At 70.9% G+C, this 23,448-nt stretch carries 19 protein-coding genes and 1 riboswitch; of the genes, 9 read left to right on the forward strand and 10 right to left on the reverse strand.

What is annotated here, in order from left to right; all coding sequences use genetic code 11:
- Positions 1 to 447 precede the first annotated feature (447 nt).
- Entirely contained in the window at positions 448 to 1,752 is a 1,305-nt protein-coding gene (locus ADK60_RS27260) for an SGNH/GDSL hydrolase family protein (RefSeq protein WP_079008715.1), read from the forward strand.
- A 55-nt stretch (positions 1,753 to 1,807) separates the two neighbouring features.
- Here ADK60_RS27260 and ADK60_RS27265 read toward each other — a convergent pair whose 3' ends face one another.
- Positions 1,808 to 2,521 (reverse strand): IclR family transcriptional regulator, encoded by a 714-nt coding sequence (locus ADK60_RS27265; RefSeq protein WP_045939772.1) that lies wholly within the window; start codon positions 2,519 to 2,521, stop codon positions 1,808 to 1,810.
- A gap of 195 nt (positions 2,522 to 2,716) precedes the next feature.
- Positions 2,717 to 2,859: riboswitch (SAM riboswitch) on the reverse strand.
- A 127-nt stretch (positions 2,860 to 2,986) separates the two neighbouring features.
- Between ADK60_RS27265 and ADK60_RS45095 the strand changes: the two genes are divergently transcribed.
- A complete protein-coding gene (locus ADK60_RS45095; protein WP_053649479.1) occupies positions 2,987 to 3,727 on the forward strand; it encodes a DUF1963 domain-containing protein in 741 nt (246 codons plus the stop codon).
- Positions 3,728 to 3,874: 147 nt separating this feature from the next.
- Here the strand turns inward: ADK60_RS45095 and ADK60_RS27275 are convergent, their stop codons facing one another.
- The gene (locus tag ADK60_RS27275) at positions 3,875 to 4,315 is read right to left on the reverse strand and encodes a VOC family protein (protein WP_199839774.1); all 441 of its coding nucleotides are present in this window, start codon (positions 4,313 to 4,315) and stop codon (positions 3,875 to 3,877) included.
- A 199-nt stretch (positions 4,316 to 4,514) separates the two neighbouring features.
- Between ADK60_RS27275 and ADK60_RS27280 the strand changes: the two genes are divergently transcribed.
- Positions 4,515 to 5,201, forward strand: a complete 687-nt coding sequence (locus tag ADK60_RS27280; protein WP_053649480.1) for an alpha/beta fold hydrolase — start codon at positions 4,515 to 4,517, stop codon at positions 5,199 to 5,201.
- A gap of 115 nt (positions 5,202 to 5,316) precedes the next feature.
- Here ADK60_RS27280 and ADK60_RS27285 read toward each other — a convergent pair whose 3' ends face one another.
- A complete protein-coding gene (locus tag ADK60_RS27285; RefSeq protein WP_053649483.1) occupies positions 5,317 to 5,772 on the reverse strand; it encodes a MarR family winged helix-turn-helix transcriptional regulator in 456 nt (151 codons plus the stop codon).
- Between the two features lie 108 nt (positions 5,773 to 5,880).
- Between ADK60_RS27285 and ADK60_RS27290 the strand changes: the two genes are divergently transcribed.
- On the forward strand, positions 5,881 to 6,294 hold the full coding sequence (locus ADK60_RS27290) for a nuclear transport factor 2 family protein (protein WP_053649485.1): 414 nt from the start codon (positions 5,881 to 5,883) through the stop codon (positions 6,292 to 6,294).
- A 22-nt stretch (positions 6,295 to 6,316) separates the two neighbouring features.
- Here ADK60_RS27290 and ADK60_RS27295 read toward each other — a convergent pair whose 3' ends face one another.
- Positions 6,317 to 7,336, reverse strand: a complete 1,020-nt coding sequence (locus ADK60_RS27295; protein WP_053649488.1) for an AI-2E family transporter — start codon at positions 7,334 to 7,336, stop codon at positions 6,317 to 6,319.
- Between the two features lie 352 nt (positions 7,337 to 7,688).
- On the opposite strand from ADK60_RS27295, the gene ADK60_RS27300 reads away from it, so the two are divergent.
- Positions 7,689 to 8,054, forward strand: a complete 366-nt coding sequence (locus ADK60_RS27300; RefSeq protein ID WP_053649490.1) for a hypothetical protein — start codon at positions 7,689 to 7,691, stop codon at positions 8,052 to 8,054.
- Positions 8,055 to 8,199: 145 nt separating this feature from the next.
- On the opposite strand, the gene ADK60_RS27305 is transcribed toward ADK60_RS27300, so the two are convergent.
- The 5 genes from ADK60_RS27305 to ADK60_RS45900 form a co-directional block, all read right to left on the reverse strand.
- A complete protein-coding gene (locus ADK60_RS27305; RefSeq protein ID WP_053649492.1) occupies positions 8,200 to 10,368 on the reverse strand; it encodes a DEAD/DEAH box helicase in 2,169 nt (722 codons plus the stop codon).
- Between the two features lie 254 nt (positions 10,369 to 10,622).
- A complete protein-coding gene (locus ADK60_RS27310) occupies positions 10,623 to 11,975 on the reverse strand; it encodes a hypothetical protein (RefSeq protein WP_053649494.1) in 1,353 nt (450 codons plus the stop codon).
- Positions 11,976 to 12,032: 57 nt separating this feature from the next.
- Positions 12,033 to 12,884: a hypothetical protein gene (locus ADK60_RS27315; RefSeq protein WP_053649496.1), complete on the reverse strand. Its 852-nt coding sequence runs from the start codon at positions 12,882 to 12,884 to the stop codon at positions 12,033 to 12,035.
- Positions 12,881 to 17,500 (reverse strand): PDDEXK-like endonuclease domain-containing protein, encoded by a 4,620-nt coding sequence (locus ADK60_RS27320; RefSeq protein ID WP_502687464.1) that lies wholly within the window; start codon positions 17,498 to 17,500, stop codon positions 12,881 to 12,883. Before ADK60_RS27320 ends, ADK60_RS27315 begins: the two co-directional genes overlap by 4 nt.
- Positions 17,501 to 18,049: 549 nt before the next feature.
- Positions 18,050 to 18,286, reverse strand: a complete 237-nt coding sequence (locus ADK60_RS45900; RefSeq protein WP_199839775.1) for a hypothetical protein — start codon at positions 18,284 to 18,286, stop codon at positions 18,050 to 18,052.
- Here ADK60_RS45900 and ADK60_RS27330 point away from each other — a divergent pair.
- The 3 genes from ADK60_RS27330 to ADK60_RS27340 are packed head-to-tail and all read left to right on the forward strand — an operon-like array spanning position 18,257 to position 21,430.
- Positions 18,257 to 19,987, forward strand: a complete 1,731-nt coding sequence (locus ADK60_RS27330; protein ID WP_053649501.1) for a hypothetical protein — start codon at positions 18,257 to 18,259, stop codon at positions 19,985 to 19,987. The genes ADK60_RS45900 and ADK60_RS27330 overlap by 30 nt on opposite strands.
- Positions 19,984 to 20,268 (forward strand): hypothetical protein, encoded by a 285-nt coding sequence (locus ADK60_RS45905; RefSeq protein ID WP_053649503.1) that lies wholly within the window; start codon positions 19,984 to 19,986, stop codon positions 20,266 to 20,268. Before ADK60_RS27330 ends, ADK60_RS45905 begins: the two co-directional genes overlap by 4 nt.
- A 16-nt stretch (positions 20,269 to 20,284) precedes the next feature.
- Positions 20,285 to 21,430, forward strand: coding sequence for a hypothetical protein (locus ADK60_RS27340; protein ID WP_053649505.1), 1,146 nt, complete (start codon positions 20,285 to 20,287; stop codon positions 21,428 to 21,430).
- A 126-nt stretch (positions 21,431 to 21,556) separates the two neighbouring features.
- On the opposite strand, the gene ADK60_RS27345 is transcribed toward ADK60_RS27340, so the two are convergent.
- Complete coding sequence (locus ADK60_RS27345) at positions 21,557 to 22,429, reverse strand: LURP-one-related/scramblase family protein (protein WP_478331252.1); 873 nt, start codon at positions 22,427 to 22,429, stop codon at positions 21,557 to 21,559.
- Between the two features lie 233 nt (positions 22,430 to 22,662).
- Here ADK60_RS27345 and ADK60_RS27350 point away from each other — a divergent pair, with 233 nt between their 5' ends.
- Positions 22,663 to 23,385, forward strand: coding sequence for an alpha/beta hydrolase (locus ADK60_RS27350; protein WP_063783276.1), 723 nt, complete (start codon positions 22,663 to 22,665; stop codon positions 23,383 to 23,385).
- Positions 23,386 to 23,448 lie beyond the last annotated feature (63 nt).

Consider the following 23,448-nt stretch of genomic DNA (forward strand, 5'->3'; position numbering starts at 1 on the left):
GGCGGCTTTCACACCGGCCCTCCGGGCGCTTCGTTCTTTCGTGTTCCCAGCTTATCAGATGTTTTCCGTGCCGTTCCCGGCGCTTCCTTCATCCAACTCACTGGTGTCTTCTGCGGCTTGACGCCCCGTCCGACGTTTCAAACTCTAGCCGATCCCCGCTCCGAAAAGCGAATCCGGCCGCAATCCCCACAAATGGACACGTCAAAGAAACCCGAAGCCGGGTGACGATGTTATTTCCAGAGGATTGGCCGCCCCGGGACCGTCCGCGCTGTTGCGTGTCCGGTGCTCCCTGCCAGGCGACTGGGCGACAGTACTCCTCCTGCGCGCCCAGAACAAATCGCACCCGCCCGGGCCGGATCGCGGCCGGCCGGGCCGGTCCGCTGTCACATTCCCGCGCCTGCCCGGGTCAGGGGTGCAGGACCTACCGACCTTCCCGAGGAGCGCTCCATGAACCCGTTCGCCCGCGCCGCTTCCGTCGCCGCGCTGACCGCCGCCCTGTCCGTCACCGCCACCTCCGTCCCCACTTCCGCCTCCGCCACCGCCGCCACCACCACCGGGGGCGCGGCCTCGGCGCACCCGCAGCGCTGGTCGGCCGCGTGGTCCGCGCCGATGATGCGGCCCTCCGCGGCGCCGTGGTTCCGGACCTGGGCCGTGCAGGGCTTCGACCACCAGTCGGTGCGGCAGGTGGTGCGACTCGGCACGGGTGGCAAGGCCGTCCGGTTCCGGCTGTCCAATCTCTACGGGACGACGCCGCTGCGGCTGAGCGGGGCCAGTGTCGGCCGGGCGACCGACGGGGCGGCCGTCGTCCCCGGGACGGTGCTGCCGTTGCGCTTCGGGCACCGGGACTCCGTCGTCGTCCCCGCGGGCGGAGAGGTCGTCAGCGATCCGGTGCCGCTGCCGGTGGCGGCCCGCGACCGGGTGGCACTGACCCTCTGGTTCGACGGCCCGACCGGCCCGGCCACCTACCACCAGCTGTCCATGACCACGACCTACCGGGCCGACGGCGACCACCGCGGGGACACCGGCGCGGCGGCGTTCACCGACGCCGTCCGGCCCGGGTACGGCTCCTGGTACTACCTCGGCGGGGTCGAGGTCACCGGCGGGCGGCCCGTGGGCAGGGCGGTGGTGGCGTTCGGCGAGTCCACCACCGACGGCTTCGGCGCCACCGTCGACGGCGACGACCGCTACCCCGACCTCCTCGCCGAGCGGCTCACCGCCGCCGGCCGGCCGCGACCGGTGCTCAACGCCGGCATCGGCTCGAACAAGATGCTCGCCGATTCCGCCTGCGCCGGGGACAGCGCCCTGAGTCGCTTCCGGCGCGACGTGCTCGACCGGCCGAACGTCGGCACGGTCATCGTCTCGCACGGCATGAACGACATCCTCCGCAGCGGCGACCAGATCTGCGGCGTGGACCGCGACGACCCGCCGGTGACCCTCCAGCGGCTGATCGACGCCCACCGCACCCTGATCCGGGCCGCCCACGCCCGGGGCGTCAAGGCAGTCGGCGCCACCCTGATGCCCTTCGGCGGCGCACCGTTCTGGACCGCGCAGACCGACCGGCTGCGCCGCGACCTGAATGAGTGGATCCGCACCTCCGGCGCGTACGACGCGGTGGCCGACTTCGACCGCGCCATCGACCCCGAGGGCACCGGCGCGATCCCGGACGGCTACCACGCCGGCGACCACCTCCACCCCGGGCCGCTCGGATACCGCGTCATGGCGGACAGCATCGACCTGGACAGCCTGCGCTGACCCACCCTCGGCCGCGGGGGCGGACACCCCCCGCGGCCGGGGCGGCCGGGGCCCGTCAGGTGGGGCGGAGCGCCTCGGTGAGACGGTCGGCCGCCTCGACGACCGTCTGCGAGAGAAGGGCGCCGGGGTGGCGGGTGAGCCGTTCGATCGGACCGGAGACCGTGACGGCGGCCACCACCCGGTTGGCCGGCCCCCGGACCGGCGCGGAGACGGAGGCGACCCCGAGCTCGCGTTCCCCGATCGACTGGGCCCAGCCACGTCGCCGGACACCGCTCAGCGCCGTCGCCGTGAAGCGGGCCCCCTGGAGACCCCGGTGGAGCCGCTCGGGCTCCTCCCAGGCCAGCAGGACCTGGGCGGCGGCGCCGACCTTCATCGGCAGGGTGACCCCCACCGGGACGGTGTCGCGCAGGCCGGACAGGCGCTCGGCGGCGGCCACGCAGATCCGGACGCCGCCCTGCCGGCGGTAGAGCTGGGCGCTCTCCCCGCTGACGTCGCGCAGCCGGGCGAGGACCGGGCCGGCGGCGGCCAGCAGCCGGTCCTCCCCGGCGGCCGCCGACAGCTCGCCGAGCCGGGGGCCGAGGATGAACCGGCCCTCCACGTCCCGGGCGACCAGCCGGTGCTGTTCGAGTGCGACGGCGAGCCGGTGCGCCGTGGGCCGGGCCAGGCCGGTCACGGCTACGAGTCCGGCCAGGGTGGCCGGACCGGCCTCCAGGGTGCCGAGGATCGAGGTGACCTTGTCGAGCACGCCGACGCCGCTCGTGTTCTCCATGGATGTCTCCGTCTCAGATCCCGTGAGCCGCCCGGGGGCACGCTCACGGAGGCCCCCCGTGGGGAGCCGGGGGGGTGGTCAGCGAGGGCGAGCCGCAGAAGTGGGCCGAGTGCCTGCGCCGGGCACGAGACGGGTACGCGAAAGGTCCGGGACGGGAAGCGCCCGGGGGAAGGACAGCACAGAGAGCACCGTGTCTCCTCATCTTTCCCGCGCCACATTGGCGACAGGCCGGAGTTGGCACTGATCCCGCACGGCACGGCGCGTACTTCGGACGCCGGGTCGAACGGGGAGCTGCCGGGGCTTCGTAGGGCCGGTCCCTCCACCCCTCTGGATGATTCGCGAAGAACGATACAAGACTCCCCCTCCCACCTGCCAAGCCCCCGGTGCCTGAGCTGCGGTCGGACGGGGCCGACGGGGCCGACGGCGGCCCGGCACTGTCGGCGCGGTGTCCTACAGTCGGGCCGTATGACGACCCTGATCACCGAGGGCGGCCCGGTCGCGGCCGACGCGACGGTCACGCGCACCGGCGGCGTACCGCTCGCCCCGCCCGGCACCGCCTGGCCGTCCTGTGCCGATTGCGGCGGCCCGCTGCAGTTCCTCGCGCAGATCGTGCTGGACGGGTCCGGCGCCGCCGTCGCCGGATCTCCGGGGCCACAGGACCGGGTGCTGGTGCTGTTCGCCTGCCAGAACCGTCCGGGTGTCTGTCAGGACTGGGAGGCCCGCTCGGGTGCCAACCTCGCGCTGATCCTCCCGGCCCGGGGACTGGCGCCGATCCCCCTTCCGGTGCCGGCCGACCTCGACGAGGACGAGGACGAGGACGATGAGGACGACGACCTCGACGCCCCGGACGAGGACGAGGACGAGTTCGAGGAGGAGTTCGAGGAGGAGGTCCTGCTCCTCGGCGCCACCCGCGCCGCCGAACCCCAACTCCTGCCGGAAGCCCAGGACTTCGACAGTGCCCGCGCCGCCTGGGCGGCACGGGCCGGCCGCCCCCGGAACCACGTCCTCGGGCAGCTCAACGGCACACCGGCCTGGCTCCAGTACGACCAGACACCGAGCTGCGCGAGCTGCGCGGAGCCGATGCGGCTCGCCGTCCAGCTCCAGGAGGGGCCCGATCCCCTCACCGCCATGAACTTCGGCAGCGGCCGGGCCTACGCCTTCGTCTGCTCCCCCTGCACCGACGCGGTGTTCCTCTGGCAGTGCTGAGCCCCGGGGAGCCTTCCGCGCCTGGCCGGCGGCGTCCCTCGACCGCGCCCCCGACCATGACGTCTCCGGCCGGCTCCGGTCAGTGACGCCCGAGGCCGTCGGCCGGACGTCCCGCCCGACTACCCCGGGTGAAGCACTCGGTGGACGTCAGCCGAGTTCCTCGGCGAGGCCGACGACGATGCCCTCGGGGCCGCGGACGTAGCAGAGCCGGTAGACGTTCTCGTACTGAACGATCTCGCCGACGAGTTCGCCGCCGCGGGTGCGCAGCCGGGCGACGACGTCCTCGATGTCGTCGACGGCGAACATGACGCGGCGCAGGCCGAGCGTGTTCGCCGGGGCGTCCTTCGGTTCGGGGGCGATCGCCTTCGGCCGGTGGAACCGCGCCAGCTCCACCCGGCCGGGACCGTTCGGGACCCGCAGCATCGCGACGTCCTGGCGGACGTCCTGGAGGCCGATGACACGCTCCGCCCCGGGCCAGTCCAGCGGCCCCGATCCCTCCAGTTCCATCCCGAGCTCGACGAAGAACGCGACGACGGCGTCGAGGTCCTCGACGACGATGAGGACGTTGTCCATGCGCCGGATCGCCATGCGGGGCCTCCTGGGTGCGGTGGGGAGCAGCGCTGCAGTCACGGTAACCGCCGGGTGTCCTCGGCCCCGGTCCGGCCACCCGTTCGGATGCACCGTGCGCCCGGCTGGGGGCGCGGAAGTCGGGGGCACACCCGAGGCTGGAGTGGGCTTCGGCCCCAACGGTTTCCGTCATGGCTCAACATCGACGCAGGAGGACATCATGACGACCAAGGCCAGCATCGTCTTCGCCCACGGCCTCTGGGCCGACGGCTCGTGCTTCAACAGGCTCGTCCCCACGCTCCAGGCCGAGGGCCACACGGTGGCGTGCTCGCAGCACGGCCTGGACTCGCTGGAGGGCGACGTCGCGTGCGTCACCCGCTCCATCGACCACGTGCCCGGCCCGGTGGTGCTCGTCGGGCATTCCTACGGCGGCACCCTGATCACCAAGGCCGGCGTCCACGACCGCGTGGGCGCGCTGGTCTACATCGCCGCGCTCGCCCCCGACGAGGACGAGACCTCGCAGGACCAGCAGAGCAAGTTCCCCAGCACACCCGTCTTCGAGCGCCTCGACATCTCCGGCGGCCGCATCTGGCTCACCGAGGCGGGCATCGGCGACTTCTGCGGCGATCTGCCGGAGGAGGAGCAGAAGCTCGTCCTGGCGACGGGCGCGGTGCCCGTCGCGGACCTGTTCGGCCAGCAGGTCCCGGGCACCGCCTGGCGCACGAAGCCCAGTTGGTACATCGTCGCGAACAACGACCGCACCGTGAACCCGGACCTGGAGCGGGCGGCCGCCGAACGCATGGGCGCGAAGACCTACGCCGTCGACAGCAGCCACGTGCCGATGCTGTCGCACCCGGACTTCGTGCTCGACGTCATCCGCGACGCGGCGCGGAGCCTGGCGGCGTAGCGCGCGGCCACCCGGACCCGGGGCCCGTCCGGAGCGTCTCTCCGGATCGAGAGCCCCGGTCATGACACCCCGTCGCATCGGCCGATCCCCGCGGAGAGGCTGTCGGGCGGCGGGGTCAGTCGCGGTCGGGGGCGAACGGCCCCTCGTCGAGGAAGCGGCGCAGGAGGCGGGCGAAGGTCCGGGCCTCCGCCGGCGGCCAGTCGGCGAGGGAGGTCTCGATGTCGGCGGCCAGTCGTCGGCGGGTCACGGCGACGACGTCCTGACCGTCGTCGGTGAGCGCGAGCAGGGTCGCGCGGCCGTCGGCCGGGTCGGGGCGGCGTTCGAGCAGGCCGGTGCGTTCCAGGCGGTCGGCGCGGCGGGTGACGGTGGTGCGGTCGAGCCCGATCTCGCGGCCGAGGTCGGCGGCGCTGAGCGGGCCGGTGCGGGCGAGGCCGCTGAGGACCGGGTAGGTGAGGTCGTCGACCCCCTCGCCCAGTCCCTCGGTCAGCCGGGCGTGGAGGTTGGTGCGGGTGCTGCGCCGGAGGAGCAGCCCGAGGGCGTCGGCGATGTCCTGTCCTGTCGTATCGGTCACCCCTGAAGATTAGCGTGCGCGGGGCACGCTTCCCCTGCTACAGTCACAAGCGTGCTTCAAGCACGCATTGGACTCGCAAGGGCACCCGTCACCCCACCGGAGGAACCCATGAACCGCACCGCCGCCACCACCACCCGCACCGACATCCGCGCCGCCCTCACCGATCTCCTCCTCACCCCGGGCCTCGACCTCGACGAGGCCGCCGACCGGCACTTCGCCCCCGACTACCGCCAGCGCACCGACGGCAGCTGGGCGGACCGCACCGAGTTCCTCGCCCACATCGCCCACCTGCGCACCGTCGTCGCCGGCGGATCGGTCGCGGTGCACGACGAGCTCGCCGACGGCGACCGCTACGCCGACCGACACACCATGGAGGTCGTCAAGACCGACGGCTCCACCGTCCGGATGGAGGTCTACCTCTTCGCCGAGTTCGCCCCCGACGGCCGCTTCCGCCGCATCGAGGAGACCACCCTCATGCTGGAGGGCAGCGACGCCGACCGGAACCTCGGCAGCGCCCGCTGAACCGCCCCGGGCCCGGCCCGGGTCACCGCGCCGGACCCCGCCGGTCGGCGTGGACCGCCCAGAGCACCGAGACCAGGGGCACCGCGACCACCGCGCCGATGACCCCCGCCGCGATGCTTCCCGCGAGCACCGAGACGGCGACCACCACCGGGTGCAGGCTGACCGCCCTGCTCATCACCAGCGGGTGGAGCAGATGGCCCTCGATCTGGCCGATCACCACGATCAGCAGCAGCACCACGACCGCGATCACCGGCCCCCGGGCGGCCAGTGCCACCACGGAGGCGACCAGCATCGCGATCGGCGAGCCGACCAGCGGGACGAAGGACGCGAAGAACTCCAGCACGGTCAACGGCAGGGCCAGCGGCACGCCCAGGAAGTACAGGGCGATGCCGACCATCACCGCGTTGGTCGCGGCGACGACGAAGATGCCCCGGGTGTAGCCGGCGAAGGTCCGCCAGGCCACCTGGCCGCCCCGGTCGAGGTGCTCCCCGGCGGCGGCCGGGAACTGGGCGGCGGTCCACCGCCACATCCGGTCCCCGGAGTGCAGGAAGAACACCGACATGAAAACCGCGAGCGCGGCGCCGGTCCCCACCTCGACCAGCCGCCCGGCACCACTGAGGGCCGTGCTGATCAGGGTCGAGCGGTGCTCGGAGACGAAGTCGGCGACCTTCCGCTGGAGGTCGTCGAAGGTCTCGGGCGCGAGGTGGAGCGGCGCGCCCTCCAGCGCCTTCTCCAGGCGGTCCAGACCGCCCTGGAACTCCCGGCTCAGGCGGTCCACGTCGTTCGCCACGGTCTCGCCGATCAGGGCGAGCAGGCCGGCCGGCACCAGGATCGCGATTGCCAGGCCGATCAGCACGGCGAGCGGGCGGGGGACGACCCGGCCGGCCAGATCGACCAGCGGCCGGACCACCGAGGTGATCACCAGCGCGAGGAAGCCGGCCAGCGTGATCAGGTGGAACCGCCCCAGCACCGTCAGCACCAGGTACGCGGCCACCGCGACGGCGAGCAGCCGCCAGGCGTAGTCGGAGAGCCGGCGCAGCACGGGGCCCGCACCGGTCGCGGGGGCACTCGGACTCCGGGGGTCCGGGCGCCGGGGGCCGGGCCGCCTCACCGACATGCCGCACCGCCGCCGGGCGCGGAGCGCCGTCCGGGGAATCCTCCGGTACTGCTGGGGTGCGAGAGCGGCATGAACCCTGGATAGCGGTTGGAACGGCCCCATGGGGTGTTCCCGCGCCGACGGGCACCCGCCCGGCCGACGCCCGGGTGTTCGCCGCCGGCCCCCGGGGCTGGCGGCACGACCGGCCGCACCGAACGACACCGAACACCCTTTCCCCCCACAACACCCCGACTACGCTTGCCCGGACAGGACAGTGTTCGAACGAGGGGGGACCACCATGCCGTACGCGATCGGTGCCAGGGTGAAGCTGACCAGGGACGTTCCGGTCACCGCCGACGGCAGGGCCGCCGGCATCGGCTCCCCCGGCCCCCTCTCCCTCGCCACCGGCCTGACCGGCACCGTCACCGGCGCCGCCCAGGACTCCGCCGGCGCCTCCGACGCCCTCCGCGCGAGTTTCGACGAACAACTCCGCGGCGCCCGCCTGGACAGCTTCGCGGCCGGTCTGATCGACGACCTCCGCCAACGCGTCATCGCCGCCGGAGCCCCCGGCACCGGCACCGGCACCCGAACCAGCTACCGGGTCCGCTTCGACAACGGCTTCATCCTCGACGGCCTCGACGAATCCGCCCTGACCCCGGCCTGACCACCCGCCCGCCGCGCCCGGACCGCCGACGGGTCACCGCACTTCCCGATCCCGGCAATGGCAACCCGTCCGCCCCGACCTGCCCGGGTCGGCGGAAACACGTGCCTCTGCCGACCCCGTGGCGGCCGCGGTGTGGACGCCGAGCTCAGTCAAGCGGCAGGGCAGCCAGCCGGAGCTGTTCCTCCTCCACGATCCGAACCGCCAACGACTGCTCCGAAACATCCACAGCCTCCGGCGTCGACTCCGCCACCTCGCTCCGACGCGCGTACTCGTCGAAGAGCCGGTCCTTTGCCCGCAGGATCTCCAGCATCCGCTGATCGACACTGTCCGCGACGAGCAGCCGGTGCACCTGGACGCGCCGGACCTGGCCCATGCGCTGGGACCGGCCCACGGCCTGGCTCTCCAAGGTGGGCTTCACCTGCGGTTCGCACAGGATGACGACCGAGGCCGCCTGGATGTTCAGCCCCACACCACCGGCCTGGATCTGGCTCAGCAGCACCGCGTGGCCCGCCACCGCGGCGAACCGGTCCACCACGTCCTGGCGCCGCACCGCCGGGAGACTGCCGTCGATCGGACCGAACACCCCTCGGCCCAGTGATCCCCGGACGGCCGCCAGGACATCGTGGAAGAACGAGAACACCACGACCTTCCGGCCGTTGTCGGCAGCCTCCTCGACGATCTCCCGCAGTCGCTGAAGTTTCGCCGACCGCGCGGGGTCCGCGTACGCGGCGCGGCGCATGGCCATGAAGTTCCCGGCGGTAACGGCGGCCCGGTACGCCGCGAAGTCGGCCGGCGTGAACTCCTCCCACTCGTCGACGTGAACGGCATCAGGAAGCTCGGTGAGGACATCCTTCTGGTTGCGGCGGAGGTAGGCCGGAGCGACCGCCTTCCGGAACGACTTCGGACCGACCGCGGTCGAGCCGTTGTCGATCCGGGACAGCAGTTCGGGCTGGAGGTAGTGCACCAGGTTGCGGAACTCCTCGACCCGGTTCTCCATCGGAGTACCGGTGAGGAAGAGCACCCTCTCGACACGGTCGGTCCACGCGGCTACCGCCTGGGAGCGCTGCGCCGCGTGGTTCTTGACGTAGTGGGCTTCATCGACCACGACCATTCCCACGGCCTGTTCCGGAGGGACTTCCAGCTGGCGGAGGCCGTCGAATGTCACCACCACGACGCCTCCGTCGCGGATCCACTCGGCCCGTGCCGGTTCCCGCTCCGGGCCGTGGAACCGGTAGGCGCGCAGACTGCTCCAGGTCTCGATCTCCCGGGTCCAGTTGATGAGGACGCTCGCCGGACAGACGACGAGGAAGTGTGTGCTCCCTCGCGCCCGGAGGTGCGCCATCGCGGCGATCGCCTGAACGGTCTTCCCCAGGCCCATCTCGTCGCCGATGATCACCCGCTTCTGCCTGAGGGCGAATCGGGTTCCGAAGGCCTGGTAGCCGCGGAGTGAGACCTTGAACTGCGTTTCGTCCAGCGGCTCGGCCCGGACGCCGTTGGACAGTTCCTCGGGCAGAAAGCCCTCGGACGCGCTGACCTCATCCGGAGCGAGTCCCGCGACCTCGCCGAGAACGCCGTAGAACTCGGCCGAGCGGTACTCGAAGTCCGTCCACGCCTCGACCTCGGACGCCGGCGGCCGCAGGAGGTCCGCCGAAGCCTGTGCGAAGAGCATCGGTATCGCCTGCGCCTCCGACTCGGCGAGCAGAGCCGTGAGCTGCTCGACGGCGGCGAGGGCCTCCTGCTTGCGCTGCCGCCCGGCCAACAGACCGCGGATGACTCCCCGGGCCGGTTGAGCCGCGGCGACGAGGGCGGCGACCTCGCCGACAACGCGCTGCGCGACCTCATCGGCGCGGGCCGCCTCGGGACCGGCGACGACGAGCCGCTGAAGCGCGGTGACCAGTGCCGTGCTCGTGGCGTCCTGGTGGTCGACGTCGAGCCGGACCGCCACGCTCTGCTCGGCCGCCTCGGCGATCCGGCGAGCAGCGGCAATGGTCTGGGCAGCCGTCTGCGCACCGATTCCCGGGACCAGTTGCAGCGAGTACGCGGAGGCATCAACGATCCGCTGGACGGTGCTGAAACCCGCGGCCTCCAACGCACCGACCCTGAGGCGTCCCGCAGTCACGTCCCTGAGTCGGGCAACGGGGACGGTTTCCAGTTCGTCGCGAACCAGCCGGTCCCTCAGCGCGGTTGCTGCCCGGGTCACCTGCGCGACGGCACTCCGGTGATCCTCGGTGACCGCGAGCGCGGCCGCGTGGAGTCGCTCGGCATCCGCGAGGACGGCTTTGGGCTTGCGAAGGGTCCGTTGCCTGTCCGCCACGTACCACTCCTACCTCGTTCCGACCATCCGGCGCCCCCCTGGGCCTCATCATGATTGCACCCGAGCCCCGCCCGTACCGCCGCAACAGCACCATGCGTCCCTGACTGACGCCCGCAGTAAGGTGCGTGGCAGGACACCGGAGCCGTCCTGCAGCTTCCGCTCCCGCGTTGTCGAGCCTCCCGGCGCTTGGTGACTCAGGCGGGAGGCCGAACCTCCCGCCTGAGCCACCGAATTAATTGTCCGTCGACCAAGTGTCAGCCCAGGACGCGGATCGCCAGCACCGAGCCGTCCCGGCTCAATGAGACCGGCCCGTTCCACTTGGCGTCCCACTGTTCGTCGGACCACTCCTCACGGAGAGCGTAGGCGCCTCGCCGGTACTCCTCGACCCGGCCGGCCGCGAGGTCCTTGAACAGGTCCCTCGCGATCCCGGAGAACGCCTCCACCCGCGTGCCGTTCAACCGGAAGACGTGGTCCGTACCCACGAAGTCGACGCCATGCACCGAGTACGCGATGTCCTGGACGATCCCCGTGCCGGCATGCGTGTACTGCTCGAAATGGCGCTTCCCCTGACGCTTCGACAGGTACTTCGCGGTGGGTTCACCCCCTCCGCTGAAGGCCATCAGACCAGCCGCGTCCGCGTGCGCGAGGACACGACGGAACCATCCGTAGTCCTCCGGCCGGACATGGAATCCGGGCACCATCCGCGGCTCATCACCCGTCCCCCACGCGAGGTCGATACCCGGTACGACGGCGCGGTCCTCCGGCGGGGTGTCCAGATCGACCTCGCCGACTCCGGCGGGGCGGAGCAGCGACCCGCTTCCGGCCGCCTCCAGCAGGTGGAGAGTGACGGGGTCCTTGCCCGGGATCTCCGTACCGAACACCATGGCCGGCGTCCCGTCCGGCCTGCCGAGGTGGACCGCCTCCACGTGCACTGCCGCGGTGGACAGTTGGGCGTGCACCTGCGCGGGCTTCCCGTGCGTTCCCTTGCAGGCGACCAACACGACCTTCGAGGGCGCGCCCGGCTTCCAGACCTCCAGGAAGAAGTGCGGACGCTTGAGCGCCCGGAGAGCCGAGTCCTCCTTGCCGGTCAGCGTCCACCCTGCGCGCAGGGCGATCTCGGCGTCGATGACGGACACCGAGTGGTCGGGGTGCCGTCGCCGGAGCACCTCCTGAGCGACGGCCAGGGCGAACCCGATGCCCAACTCACCCGACTGGACCGCCTTGTAGTGGCGGATCGGGTTGCGACCCTCGTCGGAGAGGGTCATGAAGCGCCCGTGGTTGCCGTTGAGCGCCTGGCAGTACTTGAGGCTTGCCCAGTGTTCGGCCAGCCCCCTGCCGGCGCCCTGCCTGGCCAGGACGTTCGCCCTGCCGAGCGTGTGCAGCAACGTCCACGGCGTGAGCTCGATCGACTGCCCGCGGTCTCGCACGGGCACGGCGCGCAGCCCCGGCTTCCGGCGAAGCACTTCCTGGTTCTTCCCGCGCCGATCCTTGTCGTCCGCGTCGGACACCTCGGCGACGCTTCCTGCCAGGCCGGAGGTCGAGTGGATCGCGACGTTCCACGGCTTGACGAGGTCCCTCAGGACGGCTGCTGCGTTCTTCCCCATCATCTCTCCCCTGATCAGGTTGTGGATCGCATCGTTGATGTCGGCAGGCCCCTGGTCGGGCTACCTGGCACGGTTCGGGTGCGTTTCGGCGAGGTCGTTGAGCGCGGCGTTGACCACCTGCCAGCAAATGCCCAACGTGTCGCGGTCCGGCCGGTGGTTCTCACGGGCCTCAGCCTTGGGGTGGACGAAGTTCCGGTACTTGCGCAGTTCGTGGCTGAACTTCTCGGCGTCCGCGCCGATCCATCCGGCGCGGTAGCAAGCCTTGATCAACCTGTCCAGGCTGACGCTGTCCTCCGAGTCCCGCCCGAGGAGGGACGCGTCCCGCTCCACGACGGTCCGGAGGAGCACGCCCTCCATCAGCGATCCGAGCATGATGATCGCCGCGACATGGGCCCCGTTGGCGTAGCAGGTCCGGGCCTCGTCCAAACGCCACTGGAGCAACTCGGCCATCGCCTCGTCGGCGATGAGGTCCGTCATCACGACCTTGAGCTCGGAGGACCCGTAGTGCGCCGGGTGGGCCAGCGCCGGGTCGCACGGAACCAGCCGGGCGGCGCCACCGGGGTTCTCCAGCCGGAAACCCTCGTGGATGAGGAAGGTGTTCACCGCTGCCACAACCTCGCCGAGCAGCTCGGGCTCGTCGAGGTACTCGCGGGGGTCTGCCAGCCTGAGCAGTACCTTCTCGATCTCGCCGGGCTGGTCCCGCCGCCCGATCAGCAGTTCGGTCGCCCACTCCCTGCGGTACTGGCCGTCGTACTCGGGTACCTCCTGCCAGCCGGCCCGCTTGAGGAAGGCGGCGATCTCGAAGCCGCGGCGGTAGTAGAGGTCGTCATCACCCGCGACGACACGGGCGAGCTCCTGCAGGGTGTTCTCGTCCAGGGCGAGACCGTGCTGCTGGGTCCGGGACTGGGTCATGTCGTTCCTTCCGTCGATTCGGCGTTCGATTCAGGGGTGGTTCCCGCAGGCATTCCGACGCGACTGTCGGCGCTCTGCACTCTCTCCGGCTCGTGATCCCCTGCTCCCTCATCGGGGAGCTCGTCACCGGCGGGCAGTTCGAGAGCCGTCCATGGCTGGGTGTCCTCCGACATGACGGTCTGCCGGGAGTAATCGGCCGGGTGGATGCCCTGCCGGTCGAGCTCCGGCCACAGGCCCGCCAAGGCCTCGTCCGGGTCGAACCTGAACTCGCTCTCGCGGATACGCCAGAACCTCCAGCCGACCCGCTGGAGTTCACGGTCCCGCTGCTGGTCGTACCTGAGCTGGTCGAGGGTCGAGTGGTAATGGTCGCCGTCGCACTCCACACCGAGGCGGCCCCGGGCACCGACCACCACAAGGTCGATGCGCTTGCTCCCGGCCGGGTACTGCGGCACAACGTGGTACCCGCGCTGCTTCAACCGCAGGTAGACCTGCTGTTCGAAGAGCGAGTCGAAGGGTGCCCGCCGGACGTCGGGCAGCACCGGACCGATGTCGTCGGCCTCGGCGAGCGCAGCCGGCGGGTTCTGCATGTAGCTGAGCAGATTCAGCCGTAGGTCACCGGACTTGAGGGCGTCCGGCGGCACGGAGAAGAAGAGCCGCATCTGGTCCTGGGCCCGGCTGGCCGCAACGTTGTAGGCCTGCTGTTCGCTGCGCAGGCCGCCTGCGATCCGCCGGACCCGGTCCACGACCATCGACAACAGGATGACGTGCCGCTCGTCGCCCTGGAACTGGGCCGGTGTGCCGACCCGGATGCGGTGGCGTTCCCGAACCGGGGCGGGCAGGCGCTGCTCGATCAGCTGCTCCAGCAGTTTGACCTGGCCGAACGTGCCCTGGAGCACAATGACTCCCATGGTCTTGTTCTCGTAGGTCGGATCTGCGGTCAGCTCGGCGAGGCAGTCCACAATCGCCGCGGCTTCCTTGGGGTTCCGGATCCGGCTGTCGCGTCCTTCGGCGACCCCGCCTTCGACGTAGTGCGTCAGCAGTGGGTCGAGCCGCTCACCGCCGTACTGCCTGAGCGGGATGAGGCCCGGCGGTGTGTAGAAGGTCGCGGAGGACCAGCCGATGATCTCGGGCATGCAGCGGAAGTGCTCCTGCAGGCGGATCGTCGACGGGAAGAGCGCCGACAGCAGCTGGTACAAGTTGGAGTGCGGCATGTACAGCTGCCGCAGGTGTGCCGGAACTTCCGGAAGGTGCGCGGTCAGACGGTCCTGGATCTGCTGGGTGCGCCCGAATCCGGTGACCGGGGGCGTGCACTGCTTGTCGTCGCCGACCACGATGATCCGCGGTGCGAGCCAGAGGAGGAAGAGCGCATCCATGCCGGCCTGACTGGCCTCGTCGACGATCACCACGTCGAACGCGTCCTGCCTCGGCCGGATCATCTCCGCCACCCGTGCGATGGGCATCACCCAGGCCGGCACCGCCCCTTGGGCGATGTCCATCGCGCTGCGGGCGGCCGCTTTGAAGTGGGCCGCGTTCTTGCCCTTTCCCTTTCCGAACGAGGCCATGTGCGTGCGGTATGCCTGCAGCGCCGAGCGCTGCTCCGCGGTCATCCGGACGAGGCAGTGGAGTCGGCCGTGCGCGGCGGCCAGGTCCCCCGTGAGCGCCTCCAGCTTCGCCTCGTGCTCGGTCAGCTCACCGTCCAGGCGCTGCTCCCGGCCCGGCGCGCGTTCGTCGTCGATGAACTCGCACGCCTTCGCCCACGCCCAGGCCTCGCGGAGCCGTCCGAGCCGCTCGTCCCAGGCCGGATCGTCCGCCTCGGCTTCCAGTCGGCCCGCGAGCCCGGGCGACACGCTGCGGAGATGATCGACCAACTCTGCACAGCGTCGCCTCCGCCGGTCCCGCTGCTGCGCCGCCGCGAGGGCTTCGAGCTCCTTCGCATACCGGTCGACGTCGCGGTCCCGGAGAGCCTGGGCCATGGCGATCGCCTCGGTCGGCGGCGCCGAACCGTCGTCCCCATCACGCAGGAGACCCTCCCAACGGACCAACCGCGTCGATGCCTCTTCGGCACGCTGCCGTCCTGCCAAGGCCGACGCGGCCTCAGCGAAGTCCTGCCACCCCTCCGGTCGGGTCAGGTCGAGGTAGACACCGTGACGAACGAGGACCTCGTCGACCTGCTCGCGGACCAGACCGAAGGCGTCGATCTCGGCCAGCTGCCGGTACCGCTCGCGCAGCACGGCCAGCCGAACTTCCAGCGGCCCCTCCGCCAGGGCCGCTCCCACCTGCTCCCAGCGGGTGGCGACGGCCGCCAGTGCCGCATGGGCCTGCAGGTGCGCGAGCACGGCGCGAAGGTCGTCCGCGGAGGCCGGCACGTTCCCGTCCACCCGACAGGTGCTGAGCAGTTCGTCGGCCTCCCGCTGAGCCCTCGACGCGAAGCGCGTACGCAGCTGGCGGCCCCCGGAGAGGTAGTTCACCAGAGCCGGAATCGTGGACGCCATACGCTGGGCACGATCCGGTGTCAGGGAACCCGGGAGAACGACCGTCCGCAGACCGACCCGTTCGAGGGCATCAGTGACGTCGGACAGGACACCCTCGACATCCGTAACACGTCGCCAGAGATCAGGATTGTGCCGGGCGAGCCGATCCGTCAGGGCACGCGCCGCCCAATTCTCGGTTCCCCAGCGCGTGGCCTCCCACGGAACGCCCAACCGGTGCAACCGGCTTCGACCGGAACCGAGTAGCCCCGCCAGCTCGTCGGTCCTGGAGGTCTCCAGCGCGGCCAGCAGGTTCCGTACCTCGACCGCTGCCGGTGAGAGCCCGTTGACACTCAGCTGGCTCGCCGCAAGGGCCGCCGCGACCTGGCCGGGCGTCGGCAGCGTCTCGACCGACGGGTACACCCCGGACTCCGTCCAGCTCCCGGCACCCTCCCTCAGCAGTGCGAGCAGTTCCTCCGCCTGGACGGGCGACAGTGGGGGTGCGACGGGCGCCCGGTCCGGCAACCTTCCGATCCAGTTCAACCGCACCGCCTCCTCCTGCACCTTCCGAACGATCGCCGCGAGCGTTCCCGAGTAGCCCGGCGCGACCTCAGGGTGCTGGTAGACCTCGGCTTCCCGCAGCGCGACCACCTGCTCGGTCAGCAGCTTGATCCGGCTGCGCACCTCGTACCGGCGTTGGGTCAGGCGGCGGATCTCGTCCCGTAGTTGATCGGTGTCACCCGCCGCCACCTGATCGCTCAACGCGTTGATGGTGCGTTCGAGCTCGTCGGCTCCGTCCTGACTGGTGCTGCTGAGCAGGAGGATGCACAGGTCCCGCACGGCCGGGGGCAGCTTGTCCCGGAGGACCGTCAATGCCTGGTCCCTCGCGCTGGTGACGAGCACACGCTGGCCCTGCGCCAAGAGCGCGGAGACCAGGTTGGCGATGGTGTGCGTCTTGCCCGTTCCCGGCGGCCCCTGCACCACCACGCCGGTGTCGCGCTGCAGTCGCTGGAGGACGGATCGCTGCTGGGCATTGGTCTTCCCGGGGAACAGCGGCTCGTCGCCGAACAGCGCGGGCGTCGACTTCCCGCCCCAGTTCTGTCGGTCCTCGGCATCCAGCGACATCACCAACTGTGCGAGCCCGAGCGGAGCCTGCCGTTCGGACACCACGGTCTCGGCGATACGGTCGTAGAAGCCCAGAACCGCGTTTCGGTCCCTCGGACGCATCATCAGGGCCGGCGCGAAGGTCAGTCGTGCGCCGATTTCCGGCCCGGCGGGCGGGCGCCAATTGCTGCTGAACGCCACCGGGCGGGGCAGCACCAGGTCCTGCCACTGGGAGAGGCAGTCCAACGCCTCCTCACTCAGGAGGTGGAGGGGCCTCGTGGAAAGCTCCTCGTCGAACGCCGCAGCGCGCTCCGGAACCCATCCGTCGTCCGTGTCGAGAAAGTCACGGTCCTCCAGACGAACTGCCCCGCCACCCGTGAGACGCACGGTGATCCGTGCGGTCCGACGGTCCACCTGCGTCTCCACCCGCCGTGAAAGCAGGTGCCGGTGAATCACGCCACCATTGGGTTCGCTCCACGACAACAGGCCCACCGCAAGGACGAGTTCGTACTGGTCGTCCTGTTGCGCCAACTGCTGGTGCCAGTGGTAGATCCTCTCGTAGAGCTCCCGATGCGACCGCTCGGCCCGTTCCCGTTCGGCCCACAGGCGCCAGCGCGCGAGCCACGGTCCGTAGGCCCGCAGGACCTCCTCGGCACCCTCCCTCACAACGGTCGCCTCGCCGTCCTGCCAGCGACCGGCGGCGCCCGCCCCAGGCACCCAGGCCCGGTACGGCCCCTCCTCCGCCAACGGCGGATCCTCGGCGTCGGCATCCTGGCACGACCGCTCGTCCACCCACCCTTCCAGCACGGGCGGGAGTTCCGGTGCGGCGGCCTGCGGGACGTGGTCAAGCAGCAGCAACGGTCGGTCGTCGTCGGACGGCCTGGGCACCTTCGCCGGCAGGTCGGCCAGCCAGAGCGGACTCCAGGAACGCGTGTCCCGGAGTCGCTGATGACTGCTCTGCACGACCTCGCGCAGGAACCCGACCAGCGCAGCGGTCTGGCCGATGACATCCGGATCACTCGCATGGCGTCGTGGAACGCTCACCATTCTCCCCTCGGTCGGTGACGAACGTTCCAGGATGGGTGCGGGCGCCGGGGCTGGAGGAGGGTCACAGCAAGGTGGCCGAATTAACACTCGGCAATGACCGATAAACATTGGGTGACATTCGCCTCCATGCCCCCATCGCCGCTCGGCATCGAACTGAGCTCCGTTAGGACGAACTGCAGAGCGATGACGCCCGGCCGTGATGGTGTCACTCGATGAGGTGACAGTGGACGTCGGGCCTGGCCATCGTGGGGGCGGGATTCCTAGGCTTGGCATGCCTGCTTCCTGACTGCTCGCCAGATCGACGCGTCCGGGGGGGACGACCATGTCCGATCACGCATCCGAGCCCGCCAACACCGTCGGCCACCCGCCATCAGCCGTTCCGGTGGGGGCAGTTGGCGCCCCGAGCCCGGCTGCTCCCCCGGCTTCGGCGGACCCTTCGCCCGTGCTGGCGCCGGCCTCGCGGCACATTCCCAAGGCCACCCTGGTGGCGCTGGACATCACGCTGCCGTCCGGGGGCCAGGCGTTGCTCAAGCACAGCTTCGCCCATCAACTGGCGCTGCGCCCGGGCGAGGTGGAGGCCGCCGCGCGGGCCGCCGGCCAGCCGGCCGGGGGGCGCCGCTCGTCCGGCTGCTCGCCGGCTACGAGGAGGGAGCGGCGGAAACTCCGGGGCCGGCGCCGTTCGCCGGGGTTCCGGTCGACGAACTCGTCGCGTTCGGCCTCGCGGTCGCGCAACTGCGGCGCACCGGGAGCGGCGTGGACGCCGGGGAGGCCGGGGATGCGCACGCCGACCGGGCCCTCGTCGCCGTCCAGAGCCTCGTGTTCAACACCCGCTCCAGCCGGCTGAGCATGCTCAACCTGGAGCGACTGGAGATGGCGCCGGCCGGCATCCAGCGCGGTGAGCTGATCGCCACCATCCCGCTGGCCCCGCTGGAGGAAACGGCCGTCACCCACAAGGAATGGTCGGTCACCTCGCGGGAGTTCACCTCCATCGTGACGGACTCGCTGGAGAGTTACAGCGAGACGGGGGTCACCGACAACACCGAGCTCTCCCAGTCCACCGCCAGCCAGCAGCAGCACTCCAACCAGTTCAACATCACCGGTACCGTGTCCGGCGGCATTCCGGTGATCAACGGCTCGGCCTCGTCCGGGTTCACCGCCCAGGACAGCTCCTCCACCTCCGCGTCGGAGAGCCGCAAGCACGCCTCGGGGCTGACCCAGAAGGCGTCCTCGCGGGCCAAGCAGGAGCACAAGGTCACCATCTCCACGCTGACCGTCACCGGCACCGAGGAGACCACCACCCGGACGGTGAAGAACCCGAGCCAGACGCAGGCGGTCCGGATCGACTACTTCAGCCTGCTGCGCACCTGGCGGGTCCGGCTCTACCGGTACGGCCTGCGGGCGGCCTACGACATCGTGGTCCCGGAGCCTTCCGCCGCGATCCGCAAGGACTACGTCGAGCTGGCCGCGCTGCGGGCCGCCCTCGGTCCCTTCGTCTTCAACCTGCCGCACGACGACATCACCGACGACGTCCGCCCGGCGGACCAGGCGCCCGGATTTCCGCCGAACCGCAAGCACTACCGCTACCTCGGCGACCTGTACGGCGTGCAGGTGCCGGACCCACCCGAGGCCACCAAGGAGATCTTCCCCAACGACACCGTGCCGGCCGGCGGTGGCTGGCACTTCTACCCGATGCGCTTCCGGATCGAGGACGGCTACGCCGTCTCCGCCGTGACGGCCGAGTTCCACCTCGGCATGCTCAGCGGCAACCCGCGGATGCACTACGGCGTGGAGGGCAGCGGCTTCGAGAAGGACTCCGGGGATCCCCTGCACGACGCCGTGGTGCTCAGCGACCCGCCGTACAACGCCTTCAAGGGCCGCACCGGCGAGCAGAACGTGCTGATCTTCCTCCATGACGTCGGGCCCGCCTGGGTGGGCCTGAAGGTCACCACCGCCCGGACGCCCGAGCTGTTCTCCCGCTGGCAGTCCCAGGTGTGGAACATGCTGCACGACGCCGCGCAGACCAGGTACCTCGCCGAGCAGCAGGACATCGCCAACCGGATCGCCGTCCTGGAGGACCGCCTCGCCGGGGTGGACACCCTCACCCTGCGGCGCGAGGAGAACGACGAGATCATGAAGTGCGTACTCCGCCATCTCCTGGGCACCGAGTACGAGTTCATGGCCCCCGGCGCGGTGGACGCGCTCCGCGCGGCGGGCGTGGACACCGCGCACGGCGCCGGGTTCGCACCGGGGGCGCTCAATCCGCCGGACGGCGCCTGGGCCAGGCTGAGGCGTCACGAGGACCTGGTCCGGTTCGTCAACCAGGCCGTGGAGTGGGAGAACGTGGTGACCTTTCTCTACTCCTACTTCTGGGACGCCCCCGACTCCTGGGACTTCATCCGCCACATCCGCCACCCCGACCCCACCCGGCAGGCCTTTCTTCGGCCGTCATCGGACCCAACCCGGTCAACCCCGCACTGCCGGTGACCATCCCGGTCACCTCCAGCCGGGGCTTCACCCCCGGCGCACCGGTCGTGATCGACTCCACCCGCCACCGCGACCTCCAGGAGACCTGCACGGTCGTGGCGGTTCCCGACCCCGGCCGGCTGACCCTCGACCGGCTGCTGCACCGGCACAACGGCACCGTGACGCCGGTTCCCGTCGTCCAGCCCGGGGAGAAGGGCGAGCTGATCGCCGAGTGGAACGAGTACACCCCCTCCTCCGGCACCGACATCCAGCTCAACACCAACCTCCCGCAGATGAGCTGAGCCGGCGGAGGCCGCGATGGAAGTCGGGGTCAACTACCCCTGGATGCGCAACGACCCGATCACCATCGGGCCCAACATCCACGAGAAGGGCAAGCCGCATCCGTGGCAGGCGGCCGGCTCCGGCCTGGACCGGAACCTGGCCACGCTGCGCGGCCTCGGCGTCACCGTGGTGCGGATGTGGCTGATGGCGCACGGCGTCAACTACGACGGCACCGTGTCCTGTGTCTCCGCCTTCCAGGGGGGCAACCGCTGGCGGTTCGAGCCGCCGAACCGGGTGCACCAGAAGTTCCTCGACGACGTGGAGGAACTTCTGGTGAAGGTCGAGAAGGCCGGTCTGCGGATCGTGCCGGTGCTGCTCGACTACGGCTTCTTCGACGGCCCGGAGGCCTGGTCACTGAAGTACTTCGGCCCCGGTCCTGCCGCCCCCACCGACCTCAACTACGGCCGTGGCCGACGGGCCGTCGCCGAGGACCCGAACTGCCGGGCGACGTTCGTCAACGGCACCGTCAAGCCGCTGGTCGCGGCGATCGCGAAGCACCGCAAGGTCGTCCACGCCGTGGTTGTCGTCAACGAACCCTACTGGTGCGTCAGTCCGCTCACGGGCGACCTCTTCGGCCCGACCGTCGACCAGGACGCGCTCGTCGCACTCATGAAGGACTGCGTCGCCGCCGTGGAGGCCGTCGGCCTGCCGTCCACCATCGGGCACCGCTACTACCGGGACATCAGCAACGTCTTCGGCAGTGTCAAGGTGACCCGCCCGCAGTTCCACTACTACGCCTCGGTCCCGGGCCTGGACGCCCTGCCAGTGCTCTCCGGTCTGAGCGGCCCGCGCCCGTTCCTCGGCGAGTTCGGCTGCATCACCGGCGCGGAGCTGGACGCCGTGCAGCGGGACGCCGCCGCCCGCGGCGACAAGGTCGTCCTCGACCAGATCGGACCGATGCGCCGGACCCAGAACCTCTGGCCGGTTCTCCAGCAGTCCCGCAAGACCCAGGCACCGAACGCCATCCTCACCGAACGCCTGGACTGGCTCGCCGACTTCGGCTACGAACTGGCACTGGTCTGGCCCAATGCCATCCTCCCCGACCCCGGCCGCGAGGACCTCAAGTTCGACGCCCTGCGGCGCGGCCAGATCGCGGAGTTCACCCGCCGCCGCCCAGGCTGAGTCCATTCCCGTCGTTGTTCGTGCCGCGCGTTGTTCGTGCCGTGTGTTGTTCGTGCCGTGCATTGTTGCTGCCCCGCCCCTGGACGGAGGGGCGGGGCAGCAGCAACGCACGGGTCGCGGTCGCGACTAACCGAGGCCGCGGGCGTCCTGCTTCAGCGCGGTGTCCACGGTCAGCGCGGTCGCCACCACGAGGCTGAGCAGCGGCTCGGCGAGCGGGCGGTGGATCTGGAGCACGTAGTTGTCGGCCGTGGTGAACATCGTCTTCGCCAGGCCTTCCCAGGTCTTGGTGATCCGGGCGATCTCGGTGTCCGTCGCGTCGACGATGGAGAAGTTCCAGGCCCGCCAGTTCTCGGCCTTGACGGCGCCGACCTTCTGCCCGCCGACCTCCAGCGCGAAGTTGATCTTCCCGATGGCGTTCTGCTGAACGATCTGGCCGACCTCCTGACCGTTCGGGAGCTGCACGATCACCCGCGACTTGATGAACTTCGCCGGGCGGGTCAGCAGCAGCACCGGGGTGCCGTGCGCGTCCCGGATCTCCAGCTTGTGGGTCAGGTACTGGTCGAGGGAGGTGAGCAGCCGTATCGCCTTGCGCAGAGCGCCCTGACCGACCTGGACCACCGAGCCCAGCGTGGCGCCCTGCTGGTCGAAGACGGCGTACTCGTTGGTGAGCTCGATCAGCTTGGCCTTCTGGTTCACCACCAGGACCGGCTCGGAGAAGAGGGTGCCGCCGCCACCGGAGACCGGTCCGACGCCCGCCTGCTGCTGCACCTGGCGCTGCACCTTGGCGGAATCGCCGGCCGGAGCGGCCGGCTGCCCGGGGAAGCCGGGAGTGTTCGTGTTCTGGGACATGGCGGGCAGGCTAGGCCCAAACCCGCCCGGCCAGCTATTTCGTTCGACCGGCCCCGGTTCGTCCGGAGCTCCGGATTGTGCCCGTGACCTGCGGATTCGGCCGCTTCGAGCGCCAGTTGGCCACCACCCGACGGGAGCGGTGTGGCCGATGTCACACCCGGGGTGCCGGCACCGAGGTCGGCCGGGGCCTCAACCGTCGCGTCCGTCGGGCCCGGTGGGCGGCGATCAGGTCGTCGGACCGGGCGCACCCCGACGAGGGATTTCCGGCGGAGGCCGAATCCTTTTCCCCGCCGGTGGCTCTTATGAGCGGGTCCGGCAGCTGTGGACACCGTCCGCACGCCGCCCCTGTTTCCCGCCGTCGCCCGACCGCCGAGAGGCCCCTGATGAACCTTTCCCCTTCCTCCTTCGCGTCCCGAGGAGTGCTGCTGGTGCACGGCGCGTGGCACACCGGCCATGCCTGGGACGGCGTCGCCGCCGGGCTGCGGGCCCGCGGTGTCGCCGTGGCCGTCGCCGAGCTCCACCGCGGGTCGCTGGCGGCCGACACCGCCGCGGCCGAGACCGCACTGGACCAGCTGCCCGAGGGCGGCCCCGCCGTCGTGTGCGGCCACTCCTACGGCGGTGCCGTCATCACGGGCCTTCCGCCGCACAGGATCGACCACCTCGTGTACCTGGCCGCGATGATGCCCGACCGCGGCGAGACCGCCCTCGGCCTGCTCGCCGGCGCACCGCCCACCGACCTGCGGTCCAGCATGGTCGGTGACCCCGCCGGCACCACCACGATCGCCCCGGAAGCCGCGGGACGACTGTTCCACGCCCAACTCGGCGCCGAGGCACGCGCCCGCCACACCGCCCGGCTCGTCCCCCAGACCATGGCTCCCGGCCACCAGCCGACGACCGACGCCGCCTGGCACCACCGCCCCAGCACCTACGTCGTCTGCACCGAGGACCGCGTCATGCACCCTGACCTGCAACGCCGGTTCGCCTCCCGCGCAACTCGTGCGATCACCTGGCACAGCGACCACGGAGCCTTCGCCTCGCACGAGGACGAGACCGTCGACCTGCTCCACCGCCTGGCCACCGCAGGCCGGCCCGCCCCGGCCCGTTAGGAGGCGTCGGGACCGCGGTGTTCACAACTTGATCCGATCGTGTTGCATGACTTTCTGTCAGAT

The organism is Streptomyces sp. XY431 (assembly GCF_001279805.1).
Classification (GTDB): domain Bacteria; phylum Actinomycetota; class Actinomycetes; order Streptomycetales; family Streptomycetaceae; genus Kitasatospora; species Kitasatospora purpeofusca.

What these genes read in the sequence shown, in the direction of transcription:
- ADK60_RS27260 (WP_079008715.1), top strand. Translation starts at nt 448, where the DNA reads ATGAACCCGTTCGCCCGCGCCGCTTCCGTCGCCGCGCTGACCGCCGCC.
- ADK60_RS27265 (WP_045939772.1), bottom strand. Translation starts at nt 2,521, where the DNA reads ATGGAGAACACGAGCGGCGTCGGCGTGCTCGACAAGGTCACCTCGATC.
- ADK60_RS45095 (WP_053649479.1), top strand. Translation starts at nt 2,987, where the DNA reads ATGACGACCCTGATCACCGAGGGCGGCCCGGTCGCGGCCGACGCGACG.
- ADK60_RS27275 (WP_199839774.1), bottom strand. Translation starts at nt 4,315, where the DNA reads ATGGCGATCCGGCGCATGGACAACGTCCTCATCGTCGTCGAGGACCTC.
- ADK60_RS27280 (WP_053649480.1), top strand. Translation starts at nt 4,515, where the DNA reads ATGACGACCAAGGCCAGCATCGTCTTCGCCCACGGCCTCTGGGCCGAC.
- ADK60_RS27290 (WP_053649485.1), top strand. Translation starts at nt 5,881, where the DNA reads ATGAACCGCACCGCCGCCACCACCACCCGCACCGACATCCGCGCCGCC.
- ADK60_RS27300 (WP_053649490.1), top strand. Translation starts at nt 7,689, where the DNA reads ATGCCGTACGCGATCGGTGCCAGGGTGAAGCTGACCAGGGACGTTCCG.
- ADK60_RS27310 (WP_053649494.1), bottom strand. Translation starts at nt 11,975, where the DNA reads ATGATGGGGAAGAACGCAGCAGCCGTCCTGAGGGACCTCGTCAAGCCG.
- ADK60_RS27315 (WP_053649496.1), bottom strand. Translation starts at nt 12,884, where the DNA reads ATGACCCAGTCCCGGACCCAGCAGCACGGTCTCGCCCTGGACGAGAAC.
- ADK60_RS27340 (WP_053649505.1), top strand. Translation starts at nt 20,285, where the DNA reads ATGGAAGTCGGGGTCAACTACCCCTGGATGCGCAACGACCCGATCACC.
- ADK60_RS27350 (WP_063783276.1), top strand. Translation starts at nt 22,663, where the DNA reads ATGAACCTTTCCCCTTCCTCCTTCGCGTCCCGAGGAGTGCTGCTGGTG.